The sequence below is a fragment of the Kitasatospora sp. NPDC001132 genome (assembly GCF_053598415.1).
Map to the genome: position 1 here is coordinate 59,618 of NZ_JBSFKF010000001.1, position 26,210 is coordinate 85,827.

The following is a 26,210-nucleotide window of genomic DNA, read 5'->3' on the forward strand; positions in this document are numbered from 1 at the left end:
GAGGTCACGCCGTGGAGCATCGGGCAGCGCCCAGGTGAACTGCCGACACGGTGCGAGATGGAACGCCGCACCCGGGGGAGGCTCGTCGGGCGACTGGTGGCACCTTTCGAAGCCGGGGCGCGGTGCTCCCGTCGAGGCGGGGCAGGGGCCGGCCATTTCTCGCAGCACCCCGGCGCGTGACGGCGAACCGTGCTCCGGCGCCCCGCCGATCCCGGGCGGGCCGAGTATCCGATCGGAGTACTGATGGACGAGTCCAACCGCGTGCGCAAGACGACCGAACAGCTGCCCGGTGCCCCCGGCCCGCAGGCGCCGCCCGTGGCGGAACCGACCGAGCCGCGTGCGCCGCTGCCGCCGAAGCCCGACCAGCAGGCGCCTGCGGCGGTGTCGGCGACAGGCCGTGCCGCTGGCACGGAGGCCGCGCGGGCCCAGAACGGCGGGTACCTGACCACCGCGCAGGGCGTCCGTCTGCCGGACAGTGACCACTCGCTCAAGGCCGGCCCCCGTGGCCCCGTGTTGCTGCAGGACCATCACCTGCGCGAGAAGATCATGCACTTCGATCACGAGCGGATCCCGGAGCGGGTGGTGCACGCCCGCGGCGCCGCGGCGCACGGCGTCTTCCGCGCGTACGGCACGGCGGCGGACGTGACCAGGGCGGCGTTCCTGGCCGAGGGCGTGGAGACGCCGGTCTTCGTGAGGTTCTCCACCGTACTGGGGTCACGCGGCTCGGCGGACACGGTACGCGACACCCGCGGGTTCGCCACCAAGTTCTACACCGGCCAGGGCGTCTTCGACCTGGTCGGCAACAACATCCCGGTGTTCTTCATCCAGGACGCGATCAAGTTCCCGGACATCATCCACGCCGGCAAGCCGCACCCGGACCGGGAGATCCCGCAGGCGCAGAGCGCGCACGACACGTTCTGGGACTTCGTCTCCCTGCACACCGAGGCCACCCACCACACCCTGTGGAACATGTCCGACCGCGGCATCCCGCGCTCCTACCGGATGATGGAGGGCTTCGGGATCCACACCTTCCGCCTGGTCGACGCCGAGGGCGCGACCACGCTGGTGAAGTTCCACTGGAAGCCGAAGGCGGGCGTGCACTCGCTGGTGTGGGAGGAGGCGCAGCTGATCGGCGGCACGGACCCGGACTTCCACCGTCGGGATCTGGCGGACGCGATCGAGGCCGGGGCGTTCCCGCAGTGGGAGCTCGGCATCCAGACGTTTCCGGACTCGCCGGAGCAGACCTTCGAGGGCATCGACCTGCTCGACCCGACCAAGATCGTTCCCGAGGAGCTCGCCCCGGTCCGGCCGATCGGCCTGATGACGCTCGACGCCAACCCCACCAACTTCTTCGCGGAGACCGAGCAGGTGGCCTTCCACCCCGGCCACCTCGTCCCCGGCATCGACATCACCGACGACCCGCTGCTCTCCGGTCGGCTCTTCTCCTACCTCGACACCCAGATCACGCGACTGGGCGGTCCGAACTTCGCCCAGATCCCGGTCAACCGCACCCACGCCCCGGTCAACGACATGCTCCGCGACGGTTTCCACCAGGACGCCGTCCACAGCGGCGTCGCGCCGTACAAGCCGAACTCGCTCGACGGCGGCTGCCCGTTCTTCGCCGGCCCCGCCGACCGCGCCTTCGTGGAGCACCCCACACCGATCGCGGCCGGAGCCAAGGTCCGCGAGGCGCCCGCCTCGTTCGACGATCACTTCAGCCAGCCCCGGCTGTTCTGGCTGAGCCTGAGCCCGGTGGAGCGCGAGCACGTGATCGCCGCCTACACCTTCGAACTGTCCAAGGTCTACGAGCAGGCGATCAAGGAACGCGTACTGACCGTCCTGGCGCGGATCGACGACGAACTCTGCCGGGAGGTCGCCACCGGCCTCGGCCTGCCGGCACCGACCGCCGCCGCGCCCGCCGACGTCACCCCCAGTCCGGCCCTGTCCCAACTCGGGCAGCGGTGGCCCGCGACCGGCCGGGTGCTGGGCATCATCGCGGACGGTGGCGGTGACCCCGCCGTGGTCCTCGGAATGCGCGACGCCGCGCGTGCCGCGGGCCTGCTGCCGCTGGTCATCGGTCCCACGGGAGCGCCACTGGCCGACGGCCTCGGCGTGCAGCGGACCTTCGCCGCCGCCCGCTCCGTCGAGTTCGACGCGCTCCTGGTGGCCCACGCTCCCGGGCCGGGGGCGGATGACCGCGGCGCACGGGACGCCAAGTCCGGCGCGGTGGCGGGCGGCCAGCGGACGGTCGACTCCCGGGTCGTCCTGCTGGTGAACGAGGCCTACCGACACGCCAAGCCGATCGCCGGTCTCGCGGACGCCCGCGCCCTGTGGGCCGCGGCGGGGGTCGATCCGCACGCACCGGGCGTGTCCATCGAGACGGACGGCGGGCGGGCCGTCTCGGCGCTGGTGGAGCAACTCGGCACGCATCGTGTCTGGGAGCGCTTCCCCGTGGCAGGTTGAACCCTTGCGGGCCCGCCCGCGCCGGAGACCACCGGTGCGGGCGGGAACTCGGCTGTCACGGGAAGCCGCTGCTACGGCGCTTGCGCGGCGGACGGCCGCGGCGGGGGACGCAGGTGGTCGTGCAGGAGTCGGAGGGCGGCGAGGACGCTCGCGTGCTGGATGTCCTCGCGCCGGTCACGGGGCGGGTCGGGTTCGGCCGTGACGGTGGTGCGGTCGGTGGCGAGGGCGACGTAGACCGTTCCCACCGGGCGGCCGTCCTGCGGGGCAGGGCCGGCGACACCGGTGGTGGCGAGGCCGTAGGTGGCGCCGGTGACGGCGCGGACCTCCTGGGCCATTCGGGCGGCGACCTCGGGATGGACCGCCCCGGTCGCGGCCAGCAGCGAGGCGTCCACGTGCAGGAGGGAGGTCTTGGTCTCGGTGGCGTAGGCGACGACGCCGCCGAGGAAGGTGCGCCCGGCGCCGGGCGCGTCCGCCAGCGCGGTGGCGAGACGACCCGCGGTGAGCGATTCGGCGACCGCGACGGTGTGGCCCGCTGCCGCCAGGGCGCCGGTGATGTGCCGCACCAACGTCCCGGTCGGATCGAGGCCCGCGCGGCCGACCGGGAGCCGGTCCTCACCGTCGGTGGCGGGGGAGTCGGGCTGTCGTCCGGTGCCGGGCCGGGGCGTCATGGGCTCGGCCGTTCAGCTTTCGACGAGGACCGCGGCCTCGACGAGGCCGCCCCGGAGGTGGAAGATGCCGGTGCCTGGGACTGGTCCATGGTGCCGCGTGTGCCCGGCGGGAATGACGGGAAACGCACCGCCCGTCGTGGCGTGAGGACGGGGGCGCGGACCCCCGGATCGCACAGCCTTGGGGGCCGCGGCGCTGAAGGAGACCTTCGGCTGCGACGGCCAGCCCGCGTCCCAGCACACGGTCGGCTTCGACGAGCTCGCCGAGTTCGGCGGCCTGCCCGACGCAGATGCGCTGGACCAACACCATGATCAAGACCCTGTCGCCCCAGCTGCTCACCAGCGTCTGATCCGCCGGGCTCCGGGGCGCGTCACCGGATCGTCCGGTCCCGGCGCCCCTCCGGTTCGAGTACGGCGGGCGGCAGCCCGTCGAGTGCGGTCAGGACGTCGACCGGGTGGACGGCCAGCAACCGAGGATCGGGTTCGTGGCCGCCGGCGTCGCCGGGGCGCGACCCACCGTCGGGTCCGCCCCGCCAGATGGCGATGTGGCGGGGCGAGGACGGCGGGCCCCAGAGGCGGGGAGCGACCGGACCGAACAGGGTGACGGACGGGGTGCCGAGGGCCGTCGCGAGGTGGGACAGGCCAGTGTCGCCGGCCACGACGGCGCGCGCTCCGGCGACCAGGGCGGCCAGGACGGGGAACGGGACGTCCCGCTCTCCGCCGAACACGGCCCCTTCCGGCAGCCCGGCGTCCCGGGCCACCCGGTGGGCGAGCGCCCCCTCGCCCGAGCCCGCAGTGATCACGACCGGCACGCCCGACGAGTGGACGGCTCGGGCGACGGCCGCGAACCGTTCGGCGGGCCAGCGTCGGCTGCCGGCGTCGGCTCCCGGATGCACGAGGACGGCGTGCGGGGCGGGCGAGGGCGACTCGGGGGCGGGAATCAGCAGGTCGGCCGGGTCCGCCGCGATGCCGTACCACTGCACCAGGCGGCACCAGCGCTCGCGTTCGTGCTCCTCCTCGTCCCACTGCGGACCGGCCAGTGCGGGCGGTCCGACGCGCCCGAAGCCCCACACCTGCCGTGGGCCGAGAGCCTGGAGCACGGCGTGGCTGGCGGGGCCGTTGCCGTGCAGGTCGACGGCGAGGTCGGGTGGCGGACCGGACCACGCCAGCCGGGAGGGGACCCCGCGCCCGGCGGCGGTGGTGCCGAGCAGCCGATCCACGCAGCCGGTTGCCAGGACGGCGCCGGAGAGCCGGGCGGGTGCGGCCAGCGTGATGTGGTGGTCGGGCAGGGCCCGACGCAGTCCGCGCAGGACGGGCACGCCGGTGAGCAGGTCGCCGAGGCCCAGGGCCCGGAGCACCAGGACCCGCGGACGGTGGGCGCCCTGCCGGGACGTACGCCGCCGGGGCACCGCCTGGCCGGGCGTCACCGCGCCGGCCACGGGCCGCCGCCCGTCGCGGCGGCTGCCCGCCGGGCGAGCGAGGTGGTCGAGTGTCCGTCGAGGTAGGGCAGTACGACGGCGTGGCCGCCCCAGCTGCGCAGGACGGCCCGTTCGGGCAGCGTCTCGGCTGTGTAGTCGCCGCCCTTGACCCACAGATGGGGCCGCAGCAGACCGAGCACGCGCTCGGGCGTGTCCTCGTCGAAGACCGCCACCGCGTCGACGCAGCCGAGGCCGGCCAGGACCCTGGCCCGGTCCTCCGCGGAGTTGATCGGACGCCCGCGGCCCTTGAGCCGCCGGACGGAGGCGTCCGAGTTGAGGCAGACGATCAGGCAGTCGCCGAGCCGCCGGGCGGATTCCAGGAGGGCCAGGTGTCCGGGATGCAGCAGGTCGAAGCAGCCTCCGGTGGCGACCACCGCGCCTCCGCGGGAGCGGACCGCACGGGCCAGCCGGGTCGCGTCGGGCGCGACCGGATCCTCGGTGGTGGAGGCCGGGGGCGTGTGCCGCCAGAGTGCGGGATCGCCCACGCCGCCGCGGGCGATGAAGTCCGTGGCGGCCGTGACCCCGCGCTGCACGGCCTCTTCGGGGAGGGCGCCGTCGGCGAGCGCGGTGGTCACGGTGGCGGCGAAGCAGTCCCCGGCTCCGCAGGTGTCGCCCGTCGCCTCGTACGGGGCGGGCAGCAGGATCGGGCTGTCGGGGCCGCGGCTGAGCAGTGCGCCGAGGGGGCCGAGGGTCACCGCGACTCCGGCGGCTCCCCAGCGCCGGGTGAGCAGGGCGGCTCGGCGGGTTTGCGAGGGAAGGTCCTCGCCGGGAGGCTCGTCGGGGGCGAGGGCGACCGTGAGCAGACGGGCTTCGGCTGCGTTCGGGGTGGCCAGCCGGACACCGGGCACCGGTGGGCCGCCACGGGGGTGGGGGTCCCACACCACCGGGAGGTGGCCGGTCGCGGTGGCCAGTTCCGGCCGGAGCCGGTCGGCCGTCCGCAGGCCGTAGTCGGAGACCAGGACCGCCCCGGCGGCCGCGATCGCCTGTCGGGCGGTGTCTCCGGGCGCGCCGGGCACGCCGCCGCCCCGGTCGATCCGCACCAGTGGCCGTCCGCCGACGCGGACCCGGGTCTTGACCGGCAGGTCGCCGTCCAGCGGGAGTTCGACGAGGGTGACCCGGTCCGCGAGCAGGTGGCGCAGCTCGGTCGAGGCGTCGCCGTTCCCGACCGCGGTCACCAGGACGACCTCGCGGCCGCTGCCGGCCGCGAGCCAGGCGGCCAGCGCCGCACCGCCCGGCCGGTGCCGTTCGGCCGTCACGTCCACCACCGGCGCGGGCGCGTCGGGGGCGAGCCGGGTCGCGTCCCCGTCGATGTCGCAGTCGAGCAGGCTGTCGCCGACGACGACCAGCGGACGGCGTCGGTTCGTGACCCGGGTCTCGGCGGTGCTCATGCCGACTCCCTGGAGGGGCGTCCCCCGTCGCCGCCGGTGCGCGCGACGGTGGTGCGGGTCGGCAGCAGGTACGGCCGTGGGCGGGCCAGCGCCGCGTCGAAGGCCTCGCACACCAGGTGGAGGGCGATCAGGTGGACCTCCTGGACCGTGGCGGTCCGGTCGGCCGCGACGGCGAGGACCTCGTCGGCGGCGGCCGCGAGCGGGTTGGGTGCGGGGCCGGTCATCGCCCAGACGTCGAGACGGCCGCGCCGGGCCGCCTCGGTGGCGCGCACCAGGTTGGGACTGCGGCCGGAGGTCGACAGCAGCACCAGTACGTCGCCCGGTCGGCCGTGGGCGGCCACCTGGCGGGCGAACACCTCGTCGAAGCCGTAGTCGTTGCCGATGGCGGTGACGCTGGACGTCTCGGCGTGCAGCGCGATCGCGGAGAACGGGGGCCGCTCGGCCGCGTAACGGCCGACCAGCTCGGCGGTGAGGTGCTGGGCCTGGGCGGCGCTGCCGCCGTTGCCGGCCGCCAACAGCCTGCCGCCGGCGGGCAGTCGCCCGGCGAGGGCGGCGCCCCATGAGGTGAGCAGGGGCAGCTGGTCGGTCCGCAGTCGACGGACGGCCTCCTCCAGGGCGAGGCAGTGGCCGGTGGCCGGCCGCACGTCGGGCTGGCGGTCACGGGATCGGGGTGTCATCGCACGACTCCCGTCATCGGGTGGACGGTGGGGCGGGCCGTGGCGAGGACGTCGAGGTAGACCGCCTCGCTGCGGTCGGCGACGGCCCGCCAGGTGTAGTTGGCGAGCACCCGGCGGCGGCCGGCGGCCCCGTAGGCGGCGCGGACGGCGGGTGCGGCGAGCAGTCCGGCCACGGCAGCCGCGAGCTCCTCCGCCGAGCCGGGCGGTACCAGTCTCCCGGTGCGGCGGTCGGCGACGGTGTCGAGGTGCCCGCCGACGGCGCTGGCCACGACCGGGACACCGCAGGCCATGGCCTCCAGCGGTACGATGCCGAACGGCTCGTACCGGGCCGGGCAGACCACGACGTCGCTGTCGCGCAGCAGTCGGGGCATCCGCTCGCGGGGTACGGCGCCGAGCAGGGTGAGGCGGTCGGCGACGCCCAGTTCCACGGCGAGAGCCCGCAGTCGGCGGGCCTCCGGGTCGGCGGGCAGCCGGTCGGCCGGGGGGCCGCCGGCGACCAGCAGGTGGACGCCGGGCAACCGGGTGAGCGCTGCCACGGCGGTGTCCGTGCCCTTGCGAGGGACGAGCCGGCCGACGGTCAGCAGCCGCGGCGGCCCTGCGGGCGGGCGGTGCCGGGCGGGGCCGAACCGGTCCGGGTCGACGCCGCAGGGCGCCACCCGGATCCGATCGGGTGGCAGGCCCATCAGGAGCAACTCCCGCACCTCGTCCCGGCAAGTGGCGATGACGGCGGCGGCCGACAGACCGACGGCGGTCTCGGCCTCGATCCGGTGGGGCGGGCTGGTGTCGGCCGACCCCTGGTACCGGCGCTTGACCGTGCCGAGCGCGTGGTAGGTGTGGACCACCGGCACGCCGCGGTCTCGGGCGCCGCGCAGCGCGGCCAGGCCCGACATCCAGAAGTGCGAGTGCACCACGTCGGGCGGGTCGCTGTCCCAGTGCTCCGCCAGACGGTCGCCGAATTCCGGTATGTGGGGCAGCAGTTCGTCCTTGGGCAGGGCGTGGGCCGGGCCTGCGGGGACGTGGTGGACGGTCACTCCGGGCCGCAGGCGCACGTGTGCCGGCAGGGTGGGCGAATCACGCCGGGTGTGGACGGTGATCCGGTGGCCCCGGTCGGCGAGCGCGTCGGCGAGGGCGGCGACGTGGACGTTCTGACCGCCGGCGTCGACTCCGCCCAACTCCGCCAGCGGGCTCGCGTGTTCGGAGACCAGGGCGATGTGCAGAGGGGGTGTCGTGGTCATCGGGTCAGCTCCTCGATCAGGTGTTCCCAGTCGTTCAGGAAGCGCTTGAGGCCGTAGCGTTCGAGTGCCGCCCGGCGGGCCCGTCGACCGTCCGCATCGGCGGCGGCCGGATCGCGAAGGTAGCGGCGGGTCGCCTCGGCGAGCGCTTCCGGCCGGGTGCAGAGCACTCCGGCACCGGGCGGTACGGCCCGCACCACCTCGGTGGTGGCGAGTGCCACCACCGGCATGCCGAGGTGCATCGCCTCCAGCAGCGACAGTCCCAGCGACGTCCACCGGACGGGGTGCAGATAGGCGCGGCGACGGGCGAGTTCGGTGTGCAGGCGGGCCTGCGGCAGCTCGTACGTCCGGCAGCGTTCTTCGGGGAGGCCCAGGTGCCCGGCCAGGCCGTCGGTGCGCATGCCGAACACATCGAGCGGGGCGGCGGCCGAGAGCATCGGCAACAGGTCGCAGCCGACGGTGCGCCCGCGCCGGACGGGCTCGTTGACCACCACGGCGGCTCGCTCCAGCTCGCCGGTGTACCGGTGGCCGGGGTCGACGATCCCGTGCTCCACGACGGTGGCCGGGGCCCGGCCGTTGTCCCAGAACAGGCGGTTGAAGTGGGTCACGTGGACGATCGGCACCCGGGCCTGGTCGGCGAGCGGATGGCGGGTGTCGGGCACGTTCCCGTGCGGGCTGTTGTGCTCCAGGTACAGGGCCGGCACGTCCCGTCCGGGCCGGCGTCCGAGCCAGCGCTCGGCGAGGTCCTGTTCGTGGGGCCGTTGGAGGACCACCAGGTCGACGTCGGCGCGGCGGAGCTCGTCCGGGGAGAGCTCGACGACCGAGGAGGGCCAGTCGAAGGTCAGGGCCCGCCCGAGCCCGTCCGGCCCCCGCCCCGGGAGGACCGGGACGAGGTAGCGGTGCGGTCCCTGGACGAACGCCGTCGTCCAGGATCCGTGGACGTGCCACAGCAGGATGTTCACGGGGCCTCCTCGGCGCGGCGCAGCAGATCATCGACGGCGCGGACGATCTCGGGCCCGGTCAGCGAGTCCAGACAGGGGTGGCCCGGAACCGGGCAGGTCCGGGCGCGGGTGCCGGCACAAGGGGCGTCCTGGTGCCCGAGCAGCACGTGCGGCACCCCGTGGGGGCGCCATCGCTCGGCCGGGACGACGGGAGCGAACAGGCAGACGACCGGCGTGCCGACGGCCGCCGCGAGGTGGGCGGGACCGGTGTTCCCGACGACCACGGCGTCGGCTCCCCGGAGCACTCCGGCCAGCTCGCCGAAGTCGGTGCGCCCGCCGAGGTCCAGAGCGTACGGGCCCGCCACCTCCGCGGTGAGTTCCTTGTCGCCCGGGCCACCGGTGACCACCACCCGGTGCCCCGCCGCGCTCAGGGCCCGGACCACGGCGGCGGCGGTGGCCGGGCCGGGAGCCCGGGCCGGGACGGCAGCACCGGGGTGGACCACCACGTACCGGCCGGGGCCGGTCAGCGTACCCGTGTCGGTGGCCCGCCGGATGCGCAGCCGGCCGTCGTCCCCGGGCGGGAGGGCGAACCCGGCCGCTTCGGCGAGGTCGAGCGCGGCCAGGGCCTCGTGCCGACCCTCCGCGCGCCGGTGCCGCAGGTCGAGCAGCATCCCCGGGTAGTCCTCGCCGTCGGCCGCGATGCCCCGCACGCCCGCGAGCCGCAGCACCAGGGCGGTGGGCAGCGGGCTCTGGTGGAAGGAGGCCAGTACCAGGGCCCGGTCGAAGCGGTGCGCGGCGAGGTCCGCGACCACCGTTTCGATGTCGTCGGCGCGGACCGGCGGCGGGTCGAATCCCACCCAGGGGGCGTCCCAGACCAGGATCCGGTCGACCCCGGGCAGCAGCTGGGCCGCCGGCAGGCCCCTCGGCCCGCAGAGCAGGGTCACCTCCTGCGAGCCGTGGGCCGCCGCGCGCACCGCGGGCCCGGCGAGCAGTACGTCGCCGGCGCTGTCCAGCCGCACCACCAGTGTCCTCATGACGGGCGCCCGGTGAGCGGTCCGAGCAGGAGCCGGACGGCGCAGACGAGGTCGGCCGCCCGTTCGTGGGCCGCGGCGATCTCCTCCGGTCGGGTGACCGGGCTGGGAACCAGCACGCCGCGGGCTCCGGCGGCCCGGGCGGCCTCCACGTCGGAGCCGATGTCCCCGATCACCGCGACCCGCGCCGGCGGGACGCCGAGCGCCTCGCACGCGGCGAGCACCAGCCCGGGCGAGGGCTTGCGGCATCCGCAGCCGTCCGACGGTCCGTGCGGACAGACCGCCCAGACCTCGAAGGGTCCGAGCAGCTCCTCGACCCTGGCCCGTACCGCGTCGTGGCGGGCACGGTCGAGCAGGCCGCGGGCGACGCCCGACTGGTTGCTGACCACGCCGACGGCCACACCGGCCGTCCGGAGCAGCGCCAGCGCGGGCCGCGCGCCGGGAACGGGCCGGACCAGGCCGGGGTCGCCGTTGTACGGCACGTCCTCGACCAGGGTGCCGTCGCGGTCGAAGAGCACCGCCGCCGGTGCCCCGGGCAGCTGTGGGGCGGGCCGTCCCGTGTTCGGACCGGCGTACAGCCAAGGGCCGGAGGCCGGGGTGACGAGGGCCATCACGTCGTACTCCTTGCTCCGCCCGGTTGCCGGGCCGCGGACGGAACGGGGGGCGCCCCGCCGGAGGGCCGACGTACCGCGGGCCCGTTCGCCGGGGAGTGCGTACGGCGCTCGGCCCCGCGGTGGCGCACCAGGCCGCGCACCCAGTGGTAGCAGGCGGCCGGCGGGATCGCGACGCTGGTGGCGAGCATGGCCGCGACCTCGTCGGCCGTCCGCGGACCCGGCGCGATGCGGGCGAGCGCGAACTCGCCGGTGCCCAGCAGCCACGCGCCGCCGAGCAGCGCCGCTTCCCGGTGGCGGCCTGCCAGGACGCAGACCACGGCCCCCGCCGCTGCCGCGGTGACGGCGAGGTGCCGGGGCAGCCGGCCCCGCGGAGCGTCGGCGCGTCGCCACCAGCCCCGGCCGTGCAGACGGGTCATCAGCACGTCGTCGCCGTTGCCCGCCTGGAGGCGCAGGGAGGTCCACGGGTCCGCGGGGCGCACCGGATGGGTGGTGGTCCGCCGCCCGCGCTCCAGCCGCCACCCGGCGTCGAGGACCCGCAGCGCCAGATCGGCGTCCTCGCGGAACGCCCGGCGGAAACGTTCGTCGAAGCCGTCGACCTGCTCCAGGGCCTCGCGCCGGTACGCCATGTCCGCGGTGATCCACGCGGCCCCGGCGAGGCCGGCCGTGGCCCGCTCCCAGTCGGTGGGGCGGCGGTCGGCCGGAAGCGGCACGACGATCCGGCCCTGGACGCCACCCGTCCGCTCGTCCGCGGCGGCGAGATCGGCGGCGAGGTCACTCGCCCAGGTCGGGCCGGGCACGGTGTCGTCGTCGAGGAACGCCACCCAGGGTTCGGTCGTCACCCGCCAGCCGGCGTTGCGCGCGGCTGCGGGACCGTTGCCGCCGCCGGCGACGGTCACGACGCGGTCGCGCAGGATCTCGGGGACGGAGGCGTCCAGTGGCGGGGGACCGGGGCGCGGCCGGTCGTCGACCAGGACCACTCGCTCGGGCGCGGGCCCTTCGGCCGCGGCCAGCGCGGTCAGGCAGGCGGCGAGGCTCGGCCGTCCGAGCGTGGGGATGACCACGGCGTAGCGCGTCACGGCCGCACCTCCCCGGTGCCGGCGAACATCGACGCCCGCCGGACGGCGAACGGCCCGAGCGCCAGCAGGTCGACGGGCGAGGAGCCGAAGCACTCCAGGGCGTCGCGGGGGCTGTCGACCATCGGGCGACCCGCCGTGTTGAGGCTGGTGTTGACGACCACCGGCAGGCCGGTGAGCAGTTCGAACTCCTCCAGCATGCGGGCGGTGGACGGGTCGTCGTCGGCGTCGACGGTCTGGATCCGCGCCGTGCCGTCCACGTGGACGACCGCGGGGATGCGTTCGCGCCACTCGTCGGCCACCCGGTGCACGAAGAGCATGTACGGGCTGGGCAGCGGCCCCTCGAAGATCTTGGCCGCGCGGTCGGCCAGGACCATCGGCGCGACCGGCCGGAACTGCTCGCGGCCCTTGACGTCGTTCAGCCGCTCCAGATTGGCGGCGTGTCCGGGGTGTGCGAGCAGCGAGCGGTGCCCGAGGGCCCGCGGCCCGAACTCGGACCGGCCCTGGTACCAGGCGACGATGCCGTTCTCGGCGAGCACCCGGGCGGCCTCGGCGGCGATCGAGGCCGGGCGTTCGTACGGTACTCGGGCCCGGTTCAGCCACGCCTCCAATTCGGTGTCCGGCCAGGAACGGCCCAGGTCCGCGCCGGGCATCGGTGCGGGTTCGTCGCCGTGGACGGCCGCCAGGTACAGGGCCGCGCCGAGCGCGGTGCCCGCGTCCCCGGCCGCGGGCTGCACCCAGACCCGGTCGAACGGCCCCTCCTGGGCGATCCGGGAGTTGGCCACGCAGTTGAGTGCCACGCCCCCGGCCATGGTGAGCAACCGGTCCCCGGTGCGCCCGTGCAGCCAGCGCGCCAGGTCGAGCAGGACATCCTCCAGCACCCGTTGTGCGGAGCAGGCGAGGTCGGCGTGGAGCGGTGTCCAGTCGCCGCCCGGCGGCAGCGCCGGCGCGAACTCCTCCCACGGCACGGCGGTGGCCCGGAAGCCGCCGTCCCCGGTCGGGTGGACGTGGCGGCGCAGCGCCTCCGCCATCCGCGGCCGGCCGTAGGACGCCATCGCCATGACCTTGTACTCGTCGCTGGAGCGCAGGAAGCCCAGGTGCTGGGTCAGCTCTTCGTACACCAGACCGAGCGAATGGGGCAGCTCCTGTCCGGCCAGTGGTTCCAGTCGATTGCCCCGTCGCCGGGCGGCCAGGTGCGAGGTCGCCTCGCCGCGCCCGTCGAGGACCAGCACGGAGCACGTGTCGGCTTCCCCGTCGGCCGCGAACGCGCACGAGGCCGCGTGCGCCACGTGGTGCGGTACGAAACGCACCTGCTCCGGGTGCAGGCCGGGCAGCGCCTCGGCGAGGAACGAGGGGGCCACCCGGGCGTAGTGCTGCCGCAGCTCGTCCCACGGGTCGTCGAGGCCCAGCGCGTCGGCCGGCCGGGCGAGGGCCGGGTCGTACGCGTAGGCGACGAAGTCGAGGTCGGCCGGCTGCAGGCCGGCTCGGGCGAGGCACCAGCGGGCGGCCTGTTCGGGGAGTTCCCAGGCGGAGAAGGGCAGTGGTCGTTTGCCGTGCTTGCGTCTGGAGAAGCGTTCCTCCTCGGCGGCGCACACCGTACGGCCATCGATGACCAGGGCCGCTGAGGGGTCGTGGAACAAGGCGTTGATACCGAGTAGGCGCATGCTTCCTCTTTCGGGCGGGGCCGTTCCCGCCGGGCCCCTCCTGCCCGGGCCTGCGGGATGGGACCTCGGACGGTCCGCGTCAGGCCTCGGGGTGCTCGCGGAACCAGGCGATCGTCCTCAGCAGCCCCTCCCGCACCGGGGTCCGCGGCTCCCAGCGCAGCTTGCCGCGGGCCAGGGTGATGTCGGGCCGGCGGACGGCCGGGTCGTCGATCGGGCGCTCGATGAACTCGATGGGGGAGCGGGAGCCCGTGAGCTCGATGACCAGTTCGGCCAGTGCCAGCACGGACATCTCGGCGTCGTTGCCGAGGTTGACCGGTCCGGACAGTTCGGACTCGGCCATGGCCACGATGCCCTCGACGGTGTCGTCGACGTACGTGAGCGAGCGCGTCTGGCTGCCGTCGCCGCTGACGGTGAGCGGTTCACCGGCCAGCGCCTGCCGGATGAACGTCGGCACGGCCCGGCCGTCGTGGGACCGCATGCGGGGACCGTAGGTGTTGAACAGCCGCACGATCGCGGTGTTCACGTCGTCCGCCCGGCCTTCCGCGGTGGTCAGCGCTTCCGCGAAGCGCTTCGCCTCGTCGTACACGCTGCGCGGGCCGATCGGGTTGACGTTGCCCCAGTAGCTCTCGCTCTGCGGGTGCTGGAGCGGGTCGCCGTACACCTCGGACGTGGACGCGAGCAGGAAGCGCGCTCCGTGCCGCCGGGCGAGCTCCAGTCCGTTGCGCGTGCCCAGGCTCCCGGTCTCCAGGGTGTGCACCGGCAGCCGCAGGTAGTCGGCGGGGGAGGCGGGGGACGCGAGGTGGAAGACCATGTCGGTGGGCTGTGCGATGTCCAGGCCGTCGGCGACATCGGCGCGGTGCACGACGAAGCCGGGCCGGTCCAGCAGGTGCGCCACGTTGGCCGGTGATCCGGTGCAGTAGTCGTCGACGCAGGTGACGGCATGGCCCCGGGCCAGCAGCGCCGTGCAAAGGTGCGAGCCGACGAAGCCGGCCCCGCCGGTCACCACGGTGTGTTTGCCGCTCGTTCGCACAGAGTTCATGGCGTGTCCATCCTCAATCGGGGACGTGGCAGCACGAACAGCATCTGTGGCTGCCGAGGAGGACGCGACCGGGGCCCGCGGTCGCCCGTGCGGAATGACGGTGCCCGCGCCCGCGCCGCGCGGCGAAACGGCCGCAGCGGCGGCGCGGGGGCGGGCCGCCACCCGGGTGATCCTGGCTGGAAGGGCCGACCCTCCGGGGGAGCGGTGGGGCAGGGCCCGTCCGGTCGGCGCGTCCGGTCGGCGCGCTGCCGGCGCTTTTCGGCGCGGTCAGTGGCACCCCGGGGTCCGGCGGCGACCTCGCGCCGGCCGCTGAGCCATGCCGGTCCGGTGGGCCGGCCCCCGCGGGATCAGGCGGGTGCCGACGCCACCCGGGGCAGGGCCGACGGCCGGCGCGCCAGGACGCCCCCGGCGACGGCGACCGCGACCACCAGGCCGCCCGTCAGCAACGCCGTCCGGGCTCCCAGCACCTGGATCAGCAGGCCGAGCAGCGGCGGGCCGCCGAGTGCCCACCCGGTGCTGATGCTGCGCCACGCACCGAGCACCCGGCCGCGCAGATGCGCGGGCGGGTCGGTCTGGAGAAGGGTGGAGACGGCGGTGTCGGAGAGCGACTCCAGGACCGCCATCGGCAGGACCAGCAGGAGCAGCGGGAGCAACGACGGTGCCAGCGCGGCGGTGGCCTGGAGCAGCGCACCGCTCGCCGTCACCCACGCCACCAACCGGACGGTGGGTCGGCGCAGCCGGCCGGCCAGGACCGCTCCGGCCGCACCACCGACCGCGAGTACGGCCGACACCGTGCCGTACGCCCCCGGACCGGCGTGCAAGGAGCCGGTGACGAGCGAGGCCAGTGTCAGCTGGTAGTTCCGGCCGAGGAGGGAACTCAGCGCGCACATGGCGGCGAGCGCCACCAGGCGGGGACGGCCGAAGAAGTAGCCGATGCCGTCACGCACGCCCCTGCCGCCTCGGGTCCGGCCGTCCGCCTCGTGGCCGGGGCTCGGGGCGTCCTGGTCGTCGGCCGCGCCGGGGAAGGGCCGCAGGAAGGGGATCGCGGTCGCGACGAGGGCGAAGGAGACGCCGTTGACCGCGTAGGCGACGACGGGGCCGAGCGGAGCGAAGGTGAGGCCGGCCAGGGCGACGCCGCCCAGACGGCCGACACTGTGGGCGACCGAGCCGACCGCGATCGCGGACGGCACGTCCTCCCGCGGGACCAGGTCGTTGCCGAGCAGCGCGCAGGCCGGACCGTCCACGGTGGCGACCAGGCCGGTGAGCAGCCCGAGCACCAGCAGCAGCGGCACGTTCAGCACACCGACCGCCAGCAGCACAGCGGTGGCGACGGCGATGGCGGCCAGGGCCGCCTGGCTCACCGCGGCCGTCACCTTCCGTGGCCAGCTGTCGACCACCGCGCCGCCGACCAGTCCGAGCAGCAGCGCGGGCGCTGCCTGCACGGCCAGGGAGAGACCCGTGACGGCCGCCGAGCCGGTCAGCTGCAGGACCAGGAGGTTCTGCACGGTCAGCTGCATCCAGGTGCCCGCGTTCGACAGGAGATTCGCCACCGTCCACCAGCGCATCGAACGGTGACGCAGCGAGCGCCAGGGCGCACGGTCGTTCCGGGGCGTCGGCAGGCCGGCGGCCGACGCCGATGCCGGGTCGGCCGCCTGGGCCGGTGAGGCGGATGTCCGCTGGTGGGGAGGGCATGCGGCCGGGGTCGGGTGGGCGGCGGGGGACGCGGGCGTGTTGGAATGCACGGTTCTCTGGGGGTCGGACGGGCAGGATCGGCCCCCGTCCGGCACGGCGTGGTCCCGCGAGCGGCACGGAGAACCGGGGCGGCCGTGGACGGTCGCTCCGAAGCGCGGCACGGGACGCCGCGTCGCCCATTGTCGGCAGCCTTCGCGTCAGAGGGAAGGGAAGGAGCCCCGTCGGCGACGAACACACCGTCAGTCCTCTTGCCAGGGCTGCCCTTGCGGTCGGGGTGGCCTTGCTCACACCGTCGTTGGTCGCTCTCCGTGACCTCCTGCTGTCCGGGCGGGGATGTCCGGGCGGGGACGGCCGGGCGTGAGCGGCGTGGTGCCGTCAGGCCTGCAGCAGCATGGCGACGGCCCGCCCCTGCCCGTCGCGGCAGGTGATCACGTTCAGCCCCTCCGGGTCGACGCGCAGGGCGAGGACGGGTCCGTCGGGCTCCAGCTGCCAGCCCTCGGAATGCTTCACGGCTCCGCAGGCGGCCCGTCCGTCCGGGCTCGCCTCCTGCTCCCGGTCTCCTGCCTCGGCGAAGTCCTGAGCGAACCGTACGGCGGACTGGTTGTCGGCCAGCGCGTGGACCAGGAGGACTCCGGAGCAGGTGTCGAGGAAGTCGACGTCCTCGTCCGCATCGACGGGGTAGGCGTCGTCCAGGCGCAGCAGGGCCGCCGTGATCCCGGGCTCGTCCGGGTCGGCGTCGAGGATCAGGTACGCCACCAACCGTGGGACCTCGAAGGCGTAGCCGTCGTTGCCCTGCGGGTCACCGACGTGCAGGGTCGCGCCGGCGGGAACGCGCAGCTCCGCTCGGCGCACCGGCCATGGCGCGGCGGGGTCGAGGCCGGCGTCGAGTGCCGGAAGCGCGGCGAACAGATCGGGCAGGACGTTCACGATCACTCCTTCGTCTGGTGTCCGACCAAGGACGGTGACCGGCAACGAATGGTTCCCGACGCCGTGACGGCCCACGAGCTGCCGGTACGGGGCGGAGCTGACCAGGGGACTCCTCCCGGGCGCGGGTCGAGGCGGGGCACCGGCACACGGCCCCGGTGAGGTTCGCACGGGGGCCATGCGGACGGGGTGGCCGGGCCGGTGCCTGAACGGCGGCTCAGGAGGCCATGGTCAGCCCTGCCGCGCCGCCGCCGCGGCTCAGCACGACCGACCGGATGTGGTCCAGGGCCTGGGCGTAGTCGGCTCGGCCCGGTTCGCGGCGGACGGCCTCGGTCAGGTCGAGGACCCTGTAGGGCGGACCGAGGTCCGTCAGCTGGGGGAGGAACTCGGCCTTGGTGACGGTCCAGCGCTGCCCGGGCGCGGCCGGCGGAGAGAAGGTGAACCGGGCGATCGAGCTCCAGTTCCCCCGCGGGTCCTCCGCGCCGGTGGGGTTGAACATGTGTCCGGCGAGCTGGTCGCCCAGGCCGTAGACGATCCAGGTGTCGTTGATCTTCTCGTAGGCCTGCGGGATGTGGGCGTGGGTTCCGAGGACCAGATCGATGTCCGGCCGACCGGGGCTCCGCCCGGCGGCCAGGTCGCGGGCGAGGGCGAGCTGCTGCTCGTCCGGGGTGTCCTGCCACTCGGTGCCCCAGTGGACACTGACCACCACGATGTCCGCCCCCTGTTCCCGGGCGGCCCTGGCGTCGGCGAGGATCCGCTCCCGGTCGATGAGGTTGACCGCCCAGGGGCGGTCCTTCGGCAGCGGGATGCCGTTGGTTCCGTAGGTGTAGGCGAGTTGGGCCACCGTGGCGCCACCTGCCGTGACCAGTGCGGGGCGGCCGGCCTCGTCGGCGCTGCGAGCGGATCCGGTGTGCTTCAGACCGACGGCGTCCATGGCGTCGAGCGTGCGCCGGATGCCGTCGGGCCCGTCGTCGAGGGTGTGGTTCGAGGCCGTGTCGCAGGAGGTGTAGCCGGTGTCCTTGAGCGCCTGGGCCACCTGCGGGGGCGACTTGAACGACGGGTAGCCGGTGAAGGGCCCGCCGTCGGCGCCGTACACCGTCTCCATGTGGCAGATGGCCAGGTCGGCGGCGCCGACGACCGGCTCGACTCCGGCGAGCATCCGGGTGAAGTCGTAGCCGTTGCCCCCGGCGTCCTCCCGGGCCTGCCGGATGATCTCGGTGTGTGGCAGCACGTCCCCGGTCGCGACCAGTGTGAACGCCCGTGGCCCCGGCGGGGTCGGCGCGGCCGTGGTGCCGGGATCCCGCGGCGGCGACGGCACGGCCTGCCGGGCCTGCGGTGCCCCGCACCCCGCGAGGGCGAGCAGGAGGGCGCCGGCGGTGGTGAGGATCTCTCGGCGCGGGAATCGCATCATCGGCTCATCTCATGATCGACAGGTGTGACGGTCCGACTATGCGAGCCGTCGACCGGCCGACGCGGAACCCGCGCCCTGGGATCACCCGACGGGGCCAGCCGCCCCGCGCGACGGCGCCGCGGCCGCACGACGCGGCGCCCGGGAGGACCGGCTCCCGCGACCGGTCCAGCCCGACGGTGTCGAAGCGGGCGGCGGTCTCGGTGCCGACCGGCCTCATGCTGCGGCGTTCCCCTGTTTGCCGGACGCCGGCGTCGGCCTGCCCGGCCTGCCCGCCTGCACGGCTGAAGGCGGGCGGGCGGGTCGACCGGGGCCGGCTGGTGAGGCCGTCGGGCGTCATGCGCTTGTCGGCGCGTTGCTGCGGGGTCTCGTCCTTGCTGCCGAGGGCGGTGAAGCTCTCGCCGGTGGGCGCGTGGACGCCTCGTCCGGCGGTGCGCGTGGCGCGGCGAGGAGGCGGCGCGGTTTCGTGCGCTGGGGGGCGTCCGCCAGTGCGCGCAGCGGCAACCTCCGCGACCACGACGGACGAGACTCCTCACTTGAACGGTCCGTGTGGAACGTCGAACGCCCCGTACGGAACGTCGGACGTCGCAGGTAAACGGCAGGGAGGTCGTTGTGTCCTTGGTTCGTCAGCGTATGGTCCGCGGCTGGCGCGCGGTGCTGGCCGCGTTCGCCGGGGTGGTCCTGGTACTGGCCGGCACGCCCGGTCCGGCGCAGGCCGCGGAGACGGAGTGGATCAGTCTCGACGGAAATCAGTCACGGGTGCTGTCGGCGGTGTACTCGGTGACGATCAGCGGTGCCACGTACGACGTCGCCCGGGGCACGGACAACAACATCTGGTTCCGCTACAACGGTGGGAGCTGGCACCCGCTCGGCGGAAACAACGCCTCCCGGACCACGTCGCCGCCGCGCATCGTCGAGTTCCCTCCGGGGCGCGCGATGGTCGTCATCCGAGGCACGGACGGGGAGATCTGGTACAGCCAGGCGAACAACGGGTCCCTGAACTTCTGGACGGACTGGGTGCGGCTCCCGGCCGGTGCCAACGCGATCGGCAGCCCGATCCTCACCATCAGCTCGGCCACCCGGGACCTCATGATCGAGGCACCGAACGCCTACCGGCGCATCAACACCACGTTCCTGAGGAACTACAACGGAACACTGACGTCCAGCGGCTGGCGGGTGGACTCGCACGCGCTCCTCGGCACCAACGCCACGGACATCGAGGGTGACAGCCAGATCGCCGTCTACGGCACCGAGTACTACCGATCGGTGCTGCGCAGCTTCTTCACGGGAACCGACCACCACGTGTGGCGCGAGACGACGGATCCCACGACCGGCGCGGTCCTGGATCTGTCCGAGGTGAACGGCGGTGGCGAGTGCGCCAGCGGCGTGGGGGCGGCGCGACTCGGGAACCAGTCCACCGTGGTCGGCCCCGGTCAGCCGGGCTACGCCGAGCAGCAGCGCGTCATGATCTCCTGCATCGGAAACGACGGATACGTGTGGGAGACCACGTCGAGCGACGGCGGCCGCACCTTCGACGGCTGGCGCCGCCCGGCCGGTTCTCTGGCCCCGTCGGCCTCGACACCGGCGGTGTACCCGACGCCCCTGGGGAACGCCTCGTGGACGATCACGATCAGGTGGAACGGCGCCAGGAGCGGCCTGTTCCCCGACAACGCGGCGGTCTCGAAGCGCATCTGGTAGATCTTGCCGGAAGTCCTGCGGAAGCACGGCCGGAAGCCCTTCCGGCCGTGCTTCCCGCTGTGCGGTGGATGCTCCCGGCGACCGCCGACGAGTGGCGCACGGGTGTACCGGTGAACCGCGCGGCGGTGGTCGGCCGTCGGATAGCTCTGTGATCGACCGCCAACACCCTTTCAGGTCCGCAGCGTGGAGGGTGCGCGCGCGGCGCTTCCGGGGCCGGGGGCCGACAGCGCCGCCGACCCCGGCCGTATCGAGGTGATCAGTACGGGCTCGGGCGGTTCTCCCGAGCCCAGTGCTGCTCGGCCTCGCTCGCCGGCGAGGGCGGGGCCATGCCGTCGATCATCCAGAGGTCCCGCGGCGTCTCGTCGATGTGGAATTCGCAGTACAGCCCGCGGTCCTTGGTGTGCGGCGCGAGGAGTGCGGCGAGCGCCTCCCGGGTGCGCCCGCGCATGTCCGGGTCGCTGGTGTGCCGGGCGATGTGCTCGACGACGATGCGTACGGCGTCCGGCGTGGGCTCGCCGCCCACGTAGAACGAGTCCGCGTCGATCTCGTGGAAGAGCACCACGACGTAGAACTTCGGCAGCCCGAAGCGGGTGTACAACCCGGTGATGTCGTCGGCGAGTTGCTTCTTCTGCGGCGGGGTGTAGGTGCCGGGAGGGTGGTAGACGTGCCAGAGCGGCATGGTTCTCCTCGGTGCGGTGGGGTGCGGCTTCGGACGTGCTGGCGGTTCAGCGGCGGATGGCGATGGCGAGGCCTTCCACCGGTCCGGACAGCGCGGCCTTGATCGCGCGGGTGGCGTCGTCGACGAGGATCTCGCTCTCCCCGCGCTCGACGCCGTCCAGGACGATGCGGGCGACGTCGGCGACCGAGATCTTCTCGACCGGGATGGCGGCGACCATGTCGGTGTCCGCGAAGCCCAGGTGCACGCCGACGACCTGGGTGCCCTGGGCGGCGAGTTCGAGGCGCAGGGAGTTCGTCAGCGACCACAGGGCGGCCTTGGACGCGCCGTACGCGCCGGCTCCGGCCCCCCAGGACAGCAGGGAGTGCATGTCGACGAGGGCGCCTCCGCCGCGGGCGGCGAGCACCGGCGCGAACGCCCGGGCGATCCGCAGCGGGCCGAAGATGTTGGTCTCGAACGTCTCCCGGACCAGCCGCAGGTCCGCGGTGAGCAGCGGCCCCGGGTGCAGGACGCCGGCGTTGTTGAAGACGAGGTCGACGTCTGCTGCGCGCTCGGCCAGGGCGGCGACGGAGACGTCGTCGGTGACGTCCAGGGGGAGGGCCTCGACCCGCTCGTCCGGGCTCGGGGCGGGCTTGCGGGCGGTGGCGTAGACCTTCTTGGCCCCGCGCCGGAGCAGTTCCTCGACGAATGCCTTGCCGATACCGCGCCGGCCTCCGGTGACCAGTGCGACAGAGCCTTCGATCACGGTCATGTGCGTTCTCCTCGCTCTAGGATGGCGTTTAGATTATTATCATCATCTATATGGTCGCGGAAGTAGGATCCTCAAGAGCTCCAGAAGGCTCAGGACGAAGAAGGGACCGCCGACCATGCCCCGCGTGTCACGAGCCGAGGCCCAACAGCACCGGCAGCAGGTGATCGACCACACCTCCCGGCTGATCCGGGAGAAGGGCGCCGACGGGGTCAGCGTCCCCCAGGCCATGGCCGCCGCCGGGCTCACCCATGGCGGCTTCTACCGCCACTTCTCCTCGAAGGACGACCTCGTCGTCCAGGCCCTCCAGGCAGCCTTCACCGAGCGCCGCGAAGCCATGGACCGGGTCTCCGAGGCCGCTCCCTCCGACCGGGCCGGCCGGTCCGAGTTCCTGACGCGCTACCTCTCCGACCTTCATCGCGACACCCCCGCCGGCGGCTGCGCCGCCGCCGCCCTGGCCGCCGACGCCGCCCGCGCCGAACCCGGCGCCCCGATCCGCACGGCCTTCACGGCGGGCCTGCTCGATCTCGTCGACGGCTTCCAGCAGCTCGGCGGCGACGCGGACGACCGCGGCACCGCCCTCGCCGAACTGTCCACCCTGGTCGGCGCCATCCTCCTCGCCCGCGCGAGCGACGACCCGGGCCTCTCCCAGGAGATCCTCACCGCCGCCCGCCGACACCTGGACGCCCCGGACTGAAGGGCAGATGGTTTGCTTTTCCAACCCTCCAGGCCTCTGGTAAGTTCGATTTTCCAACCCGATGCTCCGGTCGGTTGGCTCCCCGGCCCCCAGGTGGCGTGCCTGCCGTCACGAGGGGCCCGAACGAAGGAGTGGACATGTCCGTCGGCCGAGTGTCGACCCGTACCCGCATCACCGAGCTCCTCGGCATCGACCACCCGATCGTGCAAGGGCCGTTCGGTGGCGGCTACTCCACCGTCCGCCTGGCCGCCGCCGTGTCCAACGGCGGCGGCCTGGGCTCCTACGGCGCCCACGTCCTCGCCCCTTCGGACATCGCGGCCACCGTGGCGGAGATCAAGGCCCGCACCGCGCGCCCGTTCGCGGTGAACCTCTGGATACCGCAGCCCGGCGAACGCGAACTGGCCATGACCGAGTCCGAGTTCGCCACCCACCTCGGGCGGCTCCGTCCGTACCTCGACCGGCTCGGCCTGCCCGACCCGCAGTTCCCCGCGTCGTTCGGCCAGGACTTCGAGCAGCAGGTGGACGCGCTGCTGGAGGCCCGGCCGCCGGTCTTCAGCTTCGTCATGGGCATCCCGCCCGGGAACGTCCTGGCCGAGGCCCGGCGGCGCGGCATCGTCACCCTCGGTACGGCGACGACCGTCGACGAGGCGGTCGCGCTCGACGAGGCGGGGGTCGATGCCGTCGTGGCCTCCGGGGCGGATGCCGGGGGCCACCGAGGGGCGTTCCTGCGGCCGGTGGAGGAGTCCCTGGTCGGGACGTTCTCCCTCGTCCCGCAGGTCGTGGACGCCGTCTCGGTACCGGTCGTCGCCGCCGGCGGGATCGCCGACGGCCGCGGGATCACTGCCGCACTGGCACTCGGCGCCGACGCCGTCCAGATCGGCACCGGATTCCTCGCCACCGACGAGTCCGGCGCGAGCCCCGTCCACAAGCGGGCCCTGCACAGCCCGCAAGCCCGCGTCACCGTGCTGACCAGCGCCGTCTCCGGCCGCCAGGCCCGGACCATCGCCAACCGGTTCGTGCGGGACATGGCCCTGCACGAGGGCGACCTTCCGCCGTATCCGGTCCAGGGTGCACTCACCGAGCCCATCCGCCGCGCGGCCGTCGAACGGGGGCTCCCCGACTACCTCAACCTCTGGGCCGGGCAGGCCGCACCGCTCACTCGACCGCGCACGGCCCAGGAATACCTCGCCGCCCTCGTCGAGGAAATCCGGCCCCGCGTGTAACGGCACGTTCCCTCCCGTGCGGCCCCCGCGCGGCCACCCTCTCTCATCACACGGGACGGACCCCGTGCTGTCTTCGACGTCGGCCACCACTCCGACCGCCACGGAAACCGCCGCAGTCGACGAGTGGTTGGCGGACCTGGAGTTCCTGGTGACCGCGGACCCGGAACGGGTCATCGCGCTGCTCGATGTGGTGTCGAGTCCGGCGGCACGGGTGGGGGCCGCGGTGTACGGGTGTCGGCGGAGCTGCATCGTACGGCCGGTGCGGGCGTGCGGCGGCAGTTGCTGGCGCTGGACGCAGCCCGGTACGGGGAGCGGGAGTTGTCCGCGCGGATCGCCGCGGTCGTGGGGGAGGGCGAGCCCGCCGGGCGGTGGAGCGTCGAGTGGTCCAGCGGCTCCCCGCTCGACCCGCGGTGCGGGCCGACCCCGAACGGCTACCTGGGTCAGACGACGGTGATAGCGACGTCGGTCGTGGACGGTCGCACCCTGGCTGTCACGGGCCGTTACGGCGGGGCGGTGGCGGTACGGGATCCGGTGACCGGCCGGCAGGTCGGCGCCTGTCCGACCGGGCCCGGCTCTTGGATCATTCCGGCCCGGCGGCGGTCCAGCCGGGGGTTGTGAAGCGCGGGGTGAGGGAGTGGCTCTCCACCTCCGTGCCGCAGGCGCGGCAGACGACGGCCGGGTCGAGTGTTGCGCCGCAGGAGTGCTCGAAGACGGTCGGCGGCACGTCGTTGAGGTGGCGGTCGCCCCAGCGCAGCAGCATCAGCAGCACGGGGCGCAGTTCCTCGCCGGCCGGGGTCGGGCGGTACTCGTACCGGGTCGGGCGGTCGTTGTACTGGACCTTCTCCAGTACTCCGGCGTCCACCAGGCGGCGCAGCCGGGTGGTGAGGATGTCACGTGGCGCCCTGATGTTGCGGGCGATGCCGTCGAAGCGGTGCACCCCGAAGAAGACCTCACGCAGGACCAGAAGCGAGTACTTCTCCCCGACCACTGCGAGCGCGTCGGCGATCGAGCAGGGGCGGGGGGTTGCGGCTGTGGTCATGTCGTTCATTGTAAGGATCTCGGTTGGCTTTTCCAACCCGCTCTCCTATAGTGAGTCTGGTTTTCCAACTCGCTGGTGGAGGTGGTGGGCACGGACGGGCTGATGGTCAGTGTCCATGCCGCACAGCGGCCGGGCGGGGCCGAGAGCATCGCCGCCGTGAACGACTTCACCTCCGGCCTGCACAGCCCTGCTCGTCACCGGCATGGCTTGGCTGCTCAGCGCCGCGGCCGTCGTACTTTCCCGACCGATGACCACCTTCGCCCATGCCCTGCACCAGCGCGGCGCCCGCTGTGCCCCGCAGGCGATGTGCGAGGCCGACGGCCTCGCCAACGCCACCATCCTGGAGGTACTCACGTGAACGACCCCAGCACCCGGACCACCTTCACACGTGCCGGCGTCACCCTGACCGAGGGCACCGCCGCCGGCAACGGTCACTCGATCTCCTACCTCGCAGCCGGTCCGGAGGACGGTCCGATGCTCGTCTTCGTCCACGGCTGGCCGGCCCACGGCCGCACCTGGAAGCACCAACTGACCGCCTTCGCCGCGCTCGGTTTCCGCGTGATCGCGCCCGACCTGCGCGGCTACGGAAGCTCGACCGTGCACCAGCGGCGAGACGCGTACGCCCAGGAACACCTCGTGGGCGACATGGTGGCCCTACTCGACCGGCTCGGCCGCGAACAGGCCGTCTGGATCGGACACGACTGGGGCAGCGCAACCGTCTGGGGCCTCGCCGCTCACCATCCCGAGCGCTGCGCGGCCGTGGCCAGCATCTGCGTCCCGTACCGCACGCTCGAACGGGGGGTGCCGGCTCTTCTCGAACACGTCAACCGCTCGATCTATCCGCCGGACACCCACCCGTACGCCCAGTTCGACTACATGCACTACTACGCGTCCGAGGCGGAGCGAGCCGTGCAGGTCCTCGACGCACGGCCGGCCAACAGCGTGAGGGCCTTCTTCCGCGGGGGCGTTCCGGCCGTTCACGGCAAGCCGGGACCGACCTCGGAGATCACCCGCAACGGGGGATGGTTCGCAGGCGCGGACGCGGTCCCGGACCTCCCGCCCGACACCGGCGTCCTGGACGAGGAACTGCTCGCGGACCTGACGTCCTCGCTGACCGGAACGGGATTCGGGGCCTCGATCGCCTACTACCTCAACGACGAAGCCAACCGCGCCTACAGCGACACCTCGCTGAACGGCGGACGGCTGGACATGCCGGTCCTGTTCCTCGAAGCGTTCTACGACCAGGTCGCCGACACGTCCGTGTCCCGGCTCGCGGAGCCCATGCGGCGCTACTGCACCGACCTCACCGAGGAATCCATCGAGGCGGGCCACTGGGCCCAGCTCGAACAGCCCACCGCCGTCAACGCCGCGCTCGCTCGCTGGCTTGCCACAAAGACCCCGAGCCTGTGGCCCCAGCCGACCCACCCGCCCAGGACCTGACACCACGTCGGCGATCGCAGCCGCTGGGCCGGGCCACGCCGCCGTCGACCGGCGCCCTGCCACATGACTCCCGGACCCACCCTGAACGAGCTGATCGCCGTCGCGGGCGCCCGATGGGCGATCGAGGAGTGCTTCCAGACCGCCAAGGGCCAGTGCGGCCTGGACGACTGCCAGGTCCGCCGCTACCCCGGCTGGTATTGGCACATCACTCTCGCCAGGCGGCCCACGCCTACCTCACCGTCCTGCGCGCCCAGCAACTCGAAAAGGGGTCGGAGCCGCTCGAACGCCAGACCTGATATCGCTCACCGTCCCCGAGATCCGCCGGTTGATCACCGGCCTCACCCGGCCCGTCCGCCGCAGCATCGCCCACGTCCTGCACTGGTCCCACTGGCGCCGCCGA

22 protein-coding genes and 1 pseudogene are annotated in these 26,210 nt (G+C 73.9%); 6 read left to right on the forward strand and 17 right to left on the reverse strand.

The window, feature by feature from the left end; all coding sequences use genetic code 11:
• The first annotated feature begins 243 nt into the window (after nucleotides 1-243).
• Nucleotides 244-2,463, forward strand: a complete 2,220-nt coding sequence (locus tag ACWDBE_RS00250) for a catalase (RefSeq protein WP_449806622.1) — start codon at nucleotides 244-246, stop codon at nucleotides 2,461-2,463.
• A gap of 71 nt (nucleotides 2,464-2,534) precedes the next feature.
• Here ACWDBE_RS00250 and ACWDBE_RS00255 read toward each other — a convergent pair whose 3' ends face one another.
• The 14 genes from ACWDBE_RS00255 to ACWDBE_RS00320 all read right to left on the reverse strand — a co-directional run bounded on the left by ACWDBE_RS00255 (nucleotide 2,535) and on the right by ACWDBE_RS00320 (nucleotide 18,292).
• Complete coding sequence (locus tag ACWDBE_RS00255; protein WP_449791391.1) at nucleotides 2,535-3,131, reverse strand: CinA family protein; 597 nt, start codon at nucleotides 3,129-3,131, stop codon at nucleotides 2,535-2,537.
• A gap of 368 nt (nucleotides 3,132-3,499) precedes the next feature.
• Entirely contained in the window at nucleotides 3,500-4,567 is a 1,068-nt protein-coding gene (locus ACWDBE_RS00260; protein ID WP_449791392.1) for a glycosyltransferase family 9 protein, read from the reverse strand.
• On the reverse strand, nucleotides 4,552-5,994 hold the full coding sequence (rfaE2, locus tag ACWDBE_RS00265; protein WP_449806623.1) for a D-glycero-beta-D-manno-heptose 1-phosphate adenylyltransferase: 1,443 nt from the start codon (nucleotides 5,992-5,994) through the stop codon (nucleotides 4,552-4,554). The genes ACWDBE_RS00260 and rfaE2 overlap by 16 nt, the downstream gene beginning before the upstream one ends.
• Entirely contained in the window at nucleotides 5,991-6,671 is a 681-nt protein-coding gene (locus tag ACWDBE_RS00270; RefSeq protein ID WP_449806624.1) for a D-sedoheptulose-7-phosphate isomerase, read from the reverse strand. Before ACWDBE_RS00270 ends, rfaE2 begins: the two co-directional genes overlap by 4 nt.
• Nucleotides 6,668-7,906, reverse strand: coding sequence for a glycosyltransferase (locus ACWDBE_RS00275; protein ID WP_449806625.1), 1,239 nt, complete (start codon nucleotides 7,904-7,906; stop codon nucleotides 6,668-6,670). The genes ACWDBE_RS00270 and ACWDBE_RS00275 overlap by 4 nt, the downstream gene beginning before the upstream one ends.
• Nucleotides 7,903-8,865 carry a glycosyltransferase gene (locus ACWDBE_RS00280; RefSeq protein WP_449806626.1) on the reverse strand — a complete coding sequence of 321 codons (963 nt, stop codon included), beginning with the start codon at nucleotides 8,863-8,865 and terminating at the stop codon, nucleotides 7,903-7,905. The genes ACWDBE_RS00275 and ACWDBE_RS00280 overlap by 4 nt, the downstream gene beginning before the upstream one ends.
• Nucleotides 8,862-9,878, reverse strand: a complete 1,017-nt coding sequence (locus tag ACWDBE_RS00285; protein ID WP_449806627.1) for a glycosyltransferase family 9 protein — start codon at nucleotides 9,876-9,878, stop codon at nucleotides 8,862-8,864. Before ACWDBE_RS00285 ends, ACWDBE_RS00280 begins: the two co-directional genes overlap by 4 nt.
• The gene (locus ACWDBE_RS00290) at nucleotides 9,875-10,486 is read right to left on the reverse strand and encodes a D-glycero-alpha-D-manno-heptose-1,7-bisphosphate 7-phosphatase (protein WP_449791398.1); all 612 of its coding nucleotides are present in this window, start codon (nucleotides 10,484-10,486) and stop codon (nucleotides 9,875-9,877) included. Before ACWDBE_RS00290 ends, ACWDBE_RS00285 begins: the two co-directional genes overlap by 4 nt.
• Nucleotides 10,486-11,565, reverse strand: coding sequence for a glycosyltransferase family 2 protein (locus ACWDBE_RS00295; protein WP_449806628.1), 1,080 nt, complete (start codon nucleotides 11,563-11,565; stop codon nucleotides 10,486-10,488). The genes ACWDBE_RS00290 and ACWDBE_RS00295 overlap by 1 nt, the downstream gene beginning before the upstream one ends.
• The gene (locus ACWDBE_RS00300) at nucleotides 11,562-13,226 is read right to left on the reverse strand and encodes a carbamoyltransferase family protein (RefSeq protein WP_449791400.1); all 1,665 of its coding nucleotides are present in this window, start codon (nucleotides 13,224-13,226) and stop codon (nucleotides 11,562-11,564) included. Before ACWDBE_RS00300 ends, ACWDBE_RS00295 begins: the two co-directional genes overlap by 4 nt.
• A gap of 79 nt (nucleotides 13,227-13,305) precedes the next feature.
• A complete protein-coding gene (locus ACWDBE_RS00305) occupies nucleotides 13,306-14,265 on the reverse strand; it encodes a UDP-glucuronic acid decarboxylase family protein (protein ID WP_449791401.1) in 960 nt (319 codons plus the stop codon).
• 347 nt (nucleotides 14,266-14,612) lie between these two features.
• Complete coding sequence (locus ACWDBE_RS00310; RefSeq protein ID WP_449791423.1) at nucleotides 14,613-15,884, reverse strand: MFS transporter; 1,272 nt, start codon at nucleotides 15,882-15,884, stop codon at nucleotides 14,613-14,615.
• 448 nt (nucleotides 15,885-16,332) lie between these two features.
• Nucleotides 16,333-16,884, reverse strand: coding sequence for a hypothetical protein (locus tag ACWDBE_RS00315; protein ID WP_449791402.1), 552 nt, complete (start codon nucleotides 16,882-16,884; stop codon nucleotides 16,333-16,335).
• 214 nt (nucleotides 16,885-17,098) lie between these two features.
• Nucleotides 17,099-18,292 (reverse strand): CapA family protein, encoded by a 1,194-nt coding sequence (locus ACWDBE_RS00320; RefSeq protein WP_449806629.1) that lies wholly within the window; start codon nucleotides 18,290-18,292, stop codon nucleotides 17,099-17,101.
• Between the two features lie 615 nt (nucleotides 18,293-18,907).
• On the opposite strand from ACWDBE_RS00320, the gene ACWDBE_RS00325 reads away from it, so the two are divergent.
• Nucleotides 18,908-19,987 (forward strand): hypothetical protein, encoded by a 1,080-nt coding sequence (locus ACWDBE_RS00325; RefSeq protein ID WP_449791404.1) that lies wholly within the window; start codon nucleotides 18,908-18,910, stop codon nucleotides 19,985-19,987.
• A 256-nt stretch (nucleotides 19,988-20,243) separates the two neighbouring features.
• Here ACWDBE_RS00325 and ACWDBE_RS00330 read toward each other — a convergent pair whose 3' ends face one another.
• Nucleotides 20,244-20,666: a tautomerase family protein gene (locus ACWDBE_RS00330; RefSeq protein ID WP_449791405.1), complete on the reverse strand. Its 423-nt coding sequence runs from the start codon at nucleotides 20,664-20,666 to the stop codon at nucleotides 20,244-20,246.
• A 46-nt stretch (nucleotides 20,667-20,712) separates the two neighbouring features.
• A complete protein-coding gene (locus tag ACWDBE_RS00335; protein ID WP_449806630.1) occupies nucleotides 20,713-21,414 on the reverse strand; it encodes an SDR family oxidoreductase in 702 nt (233 codons plus the stop codon).
• A 115-nt stretch (nucleotides 21,415-21,529) separates the two neighbouring features.
• Between ACWDBE_RS00335 and ACWDBE_RS00340 the strand changes: the two genes are divergently transcribed.
• Complete coding sequence (locus ACWDBE_RS00340; protein WP_449791407.1) at nucleotides 21,530-22,108, forward strand: TetR/AcrR family transcriptional regulator; 579 nt, start codon at nucleotides 21,530-21,532, stop codon at nucleotides 22,106-22,108.
• A 137-nt stretch (nucleotides 22,109-22,245) separates the two neighbouring features.
• Complete coding sequence (locus ACWDBE_RS00345) at nucleotides 22,246-23,331, forward strand: NAD(P)H-dependent flavin oxidoreductase (protein WP_449791408.1); 1,086 nt, start codon at nucleotides 22,246-22,248, stop codon at nucleotides 23,329-23,331.
• A gap of 580 nt (nucleotides 23,332-23,911) precedes the next feature.
• Here the strand turns inward: ACWDBE_RS00345 and ACWDBE_RS00350 are convergent.
• Nucleotides 23,912-24,370: a winged helix-turn-helix transcriptional regulator gene (locus ACWDBE_RS00350; protein WP_449806631.1), complete on the reverse strand. Its 459-nt coding sequence runs from the start codon at nucleotides 24,368-24,370 to the stop codon at nucleotides 23,912-23,914.
• Between the two features lie 354 nt (nucleotides 24,371-24,724).
• Between ACWDBE_RS00350 and ACWDBE_RS00355 the strand changes: the two genes are divergently transcribed.
• The gene (locus tag ACWDBE_RS00355; RefSeq protein ID WP_449806632.1) at nucleotides 24,725-25,810 is read left to right on the forward strand and encodes an alpha/beta fold hydrolase; all 1,086 of its coding nucleotides are present in this window, start codon (nucleotides 24,725-24,727) and stop codon (nucleotides 25,808-25,810) included.
• 87 nt (nucleotides 25,811-25,897) lie between these two features.
• Nucleotides 25,898-26,106 (forward strand): annotated as a pseudogene (locus ACWDBE_RS00360) (IS701 family transposase); the annotation flags it as partial.
• Nucleotides 26,107-26,210 lie beyond the last annotated feature (104 nt).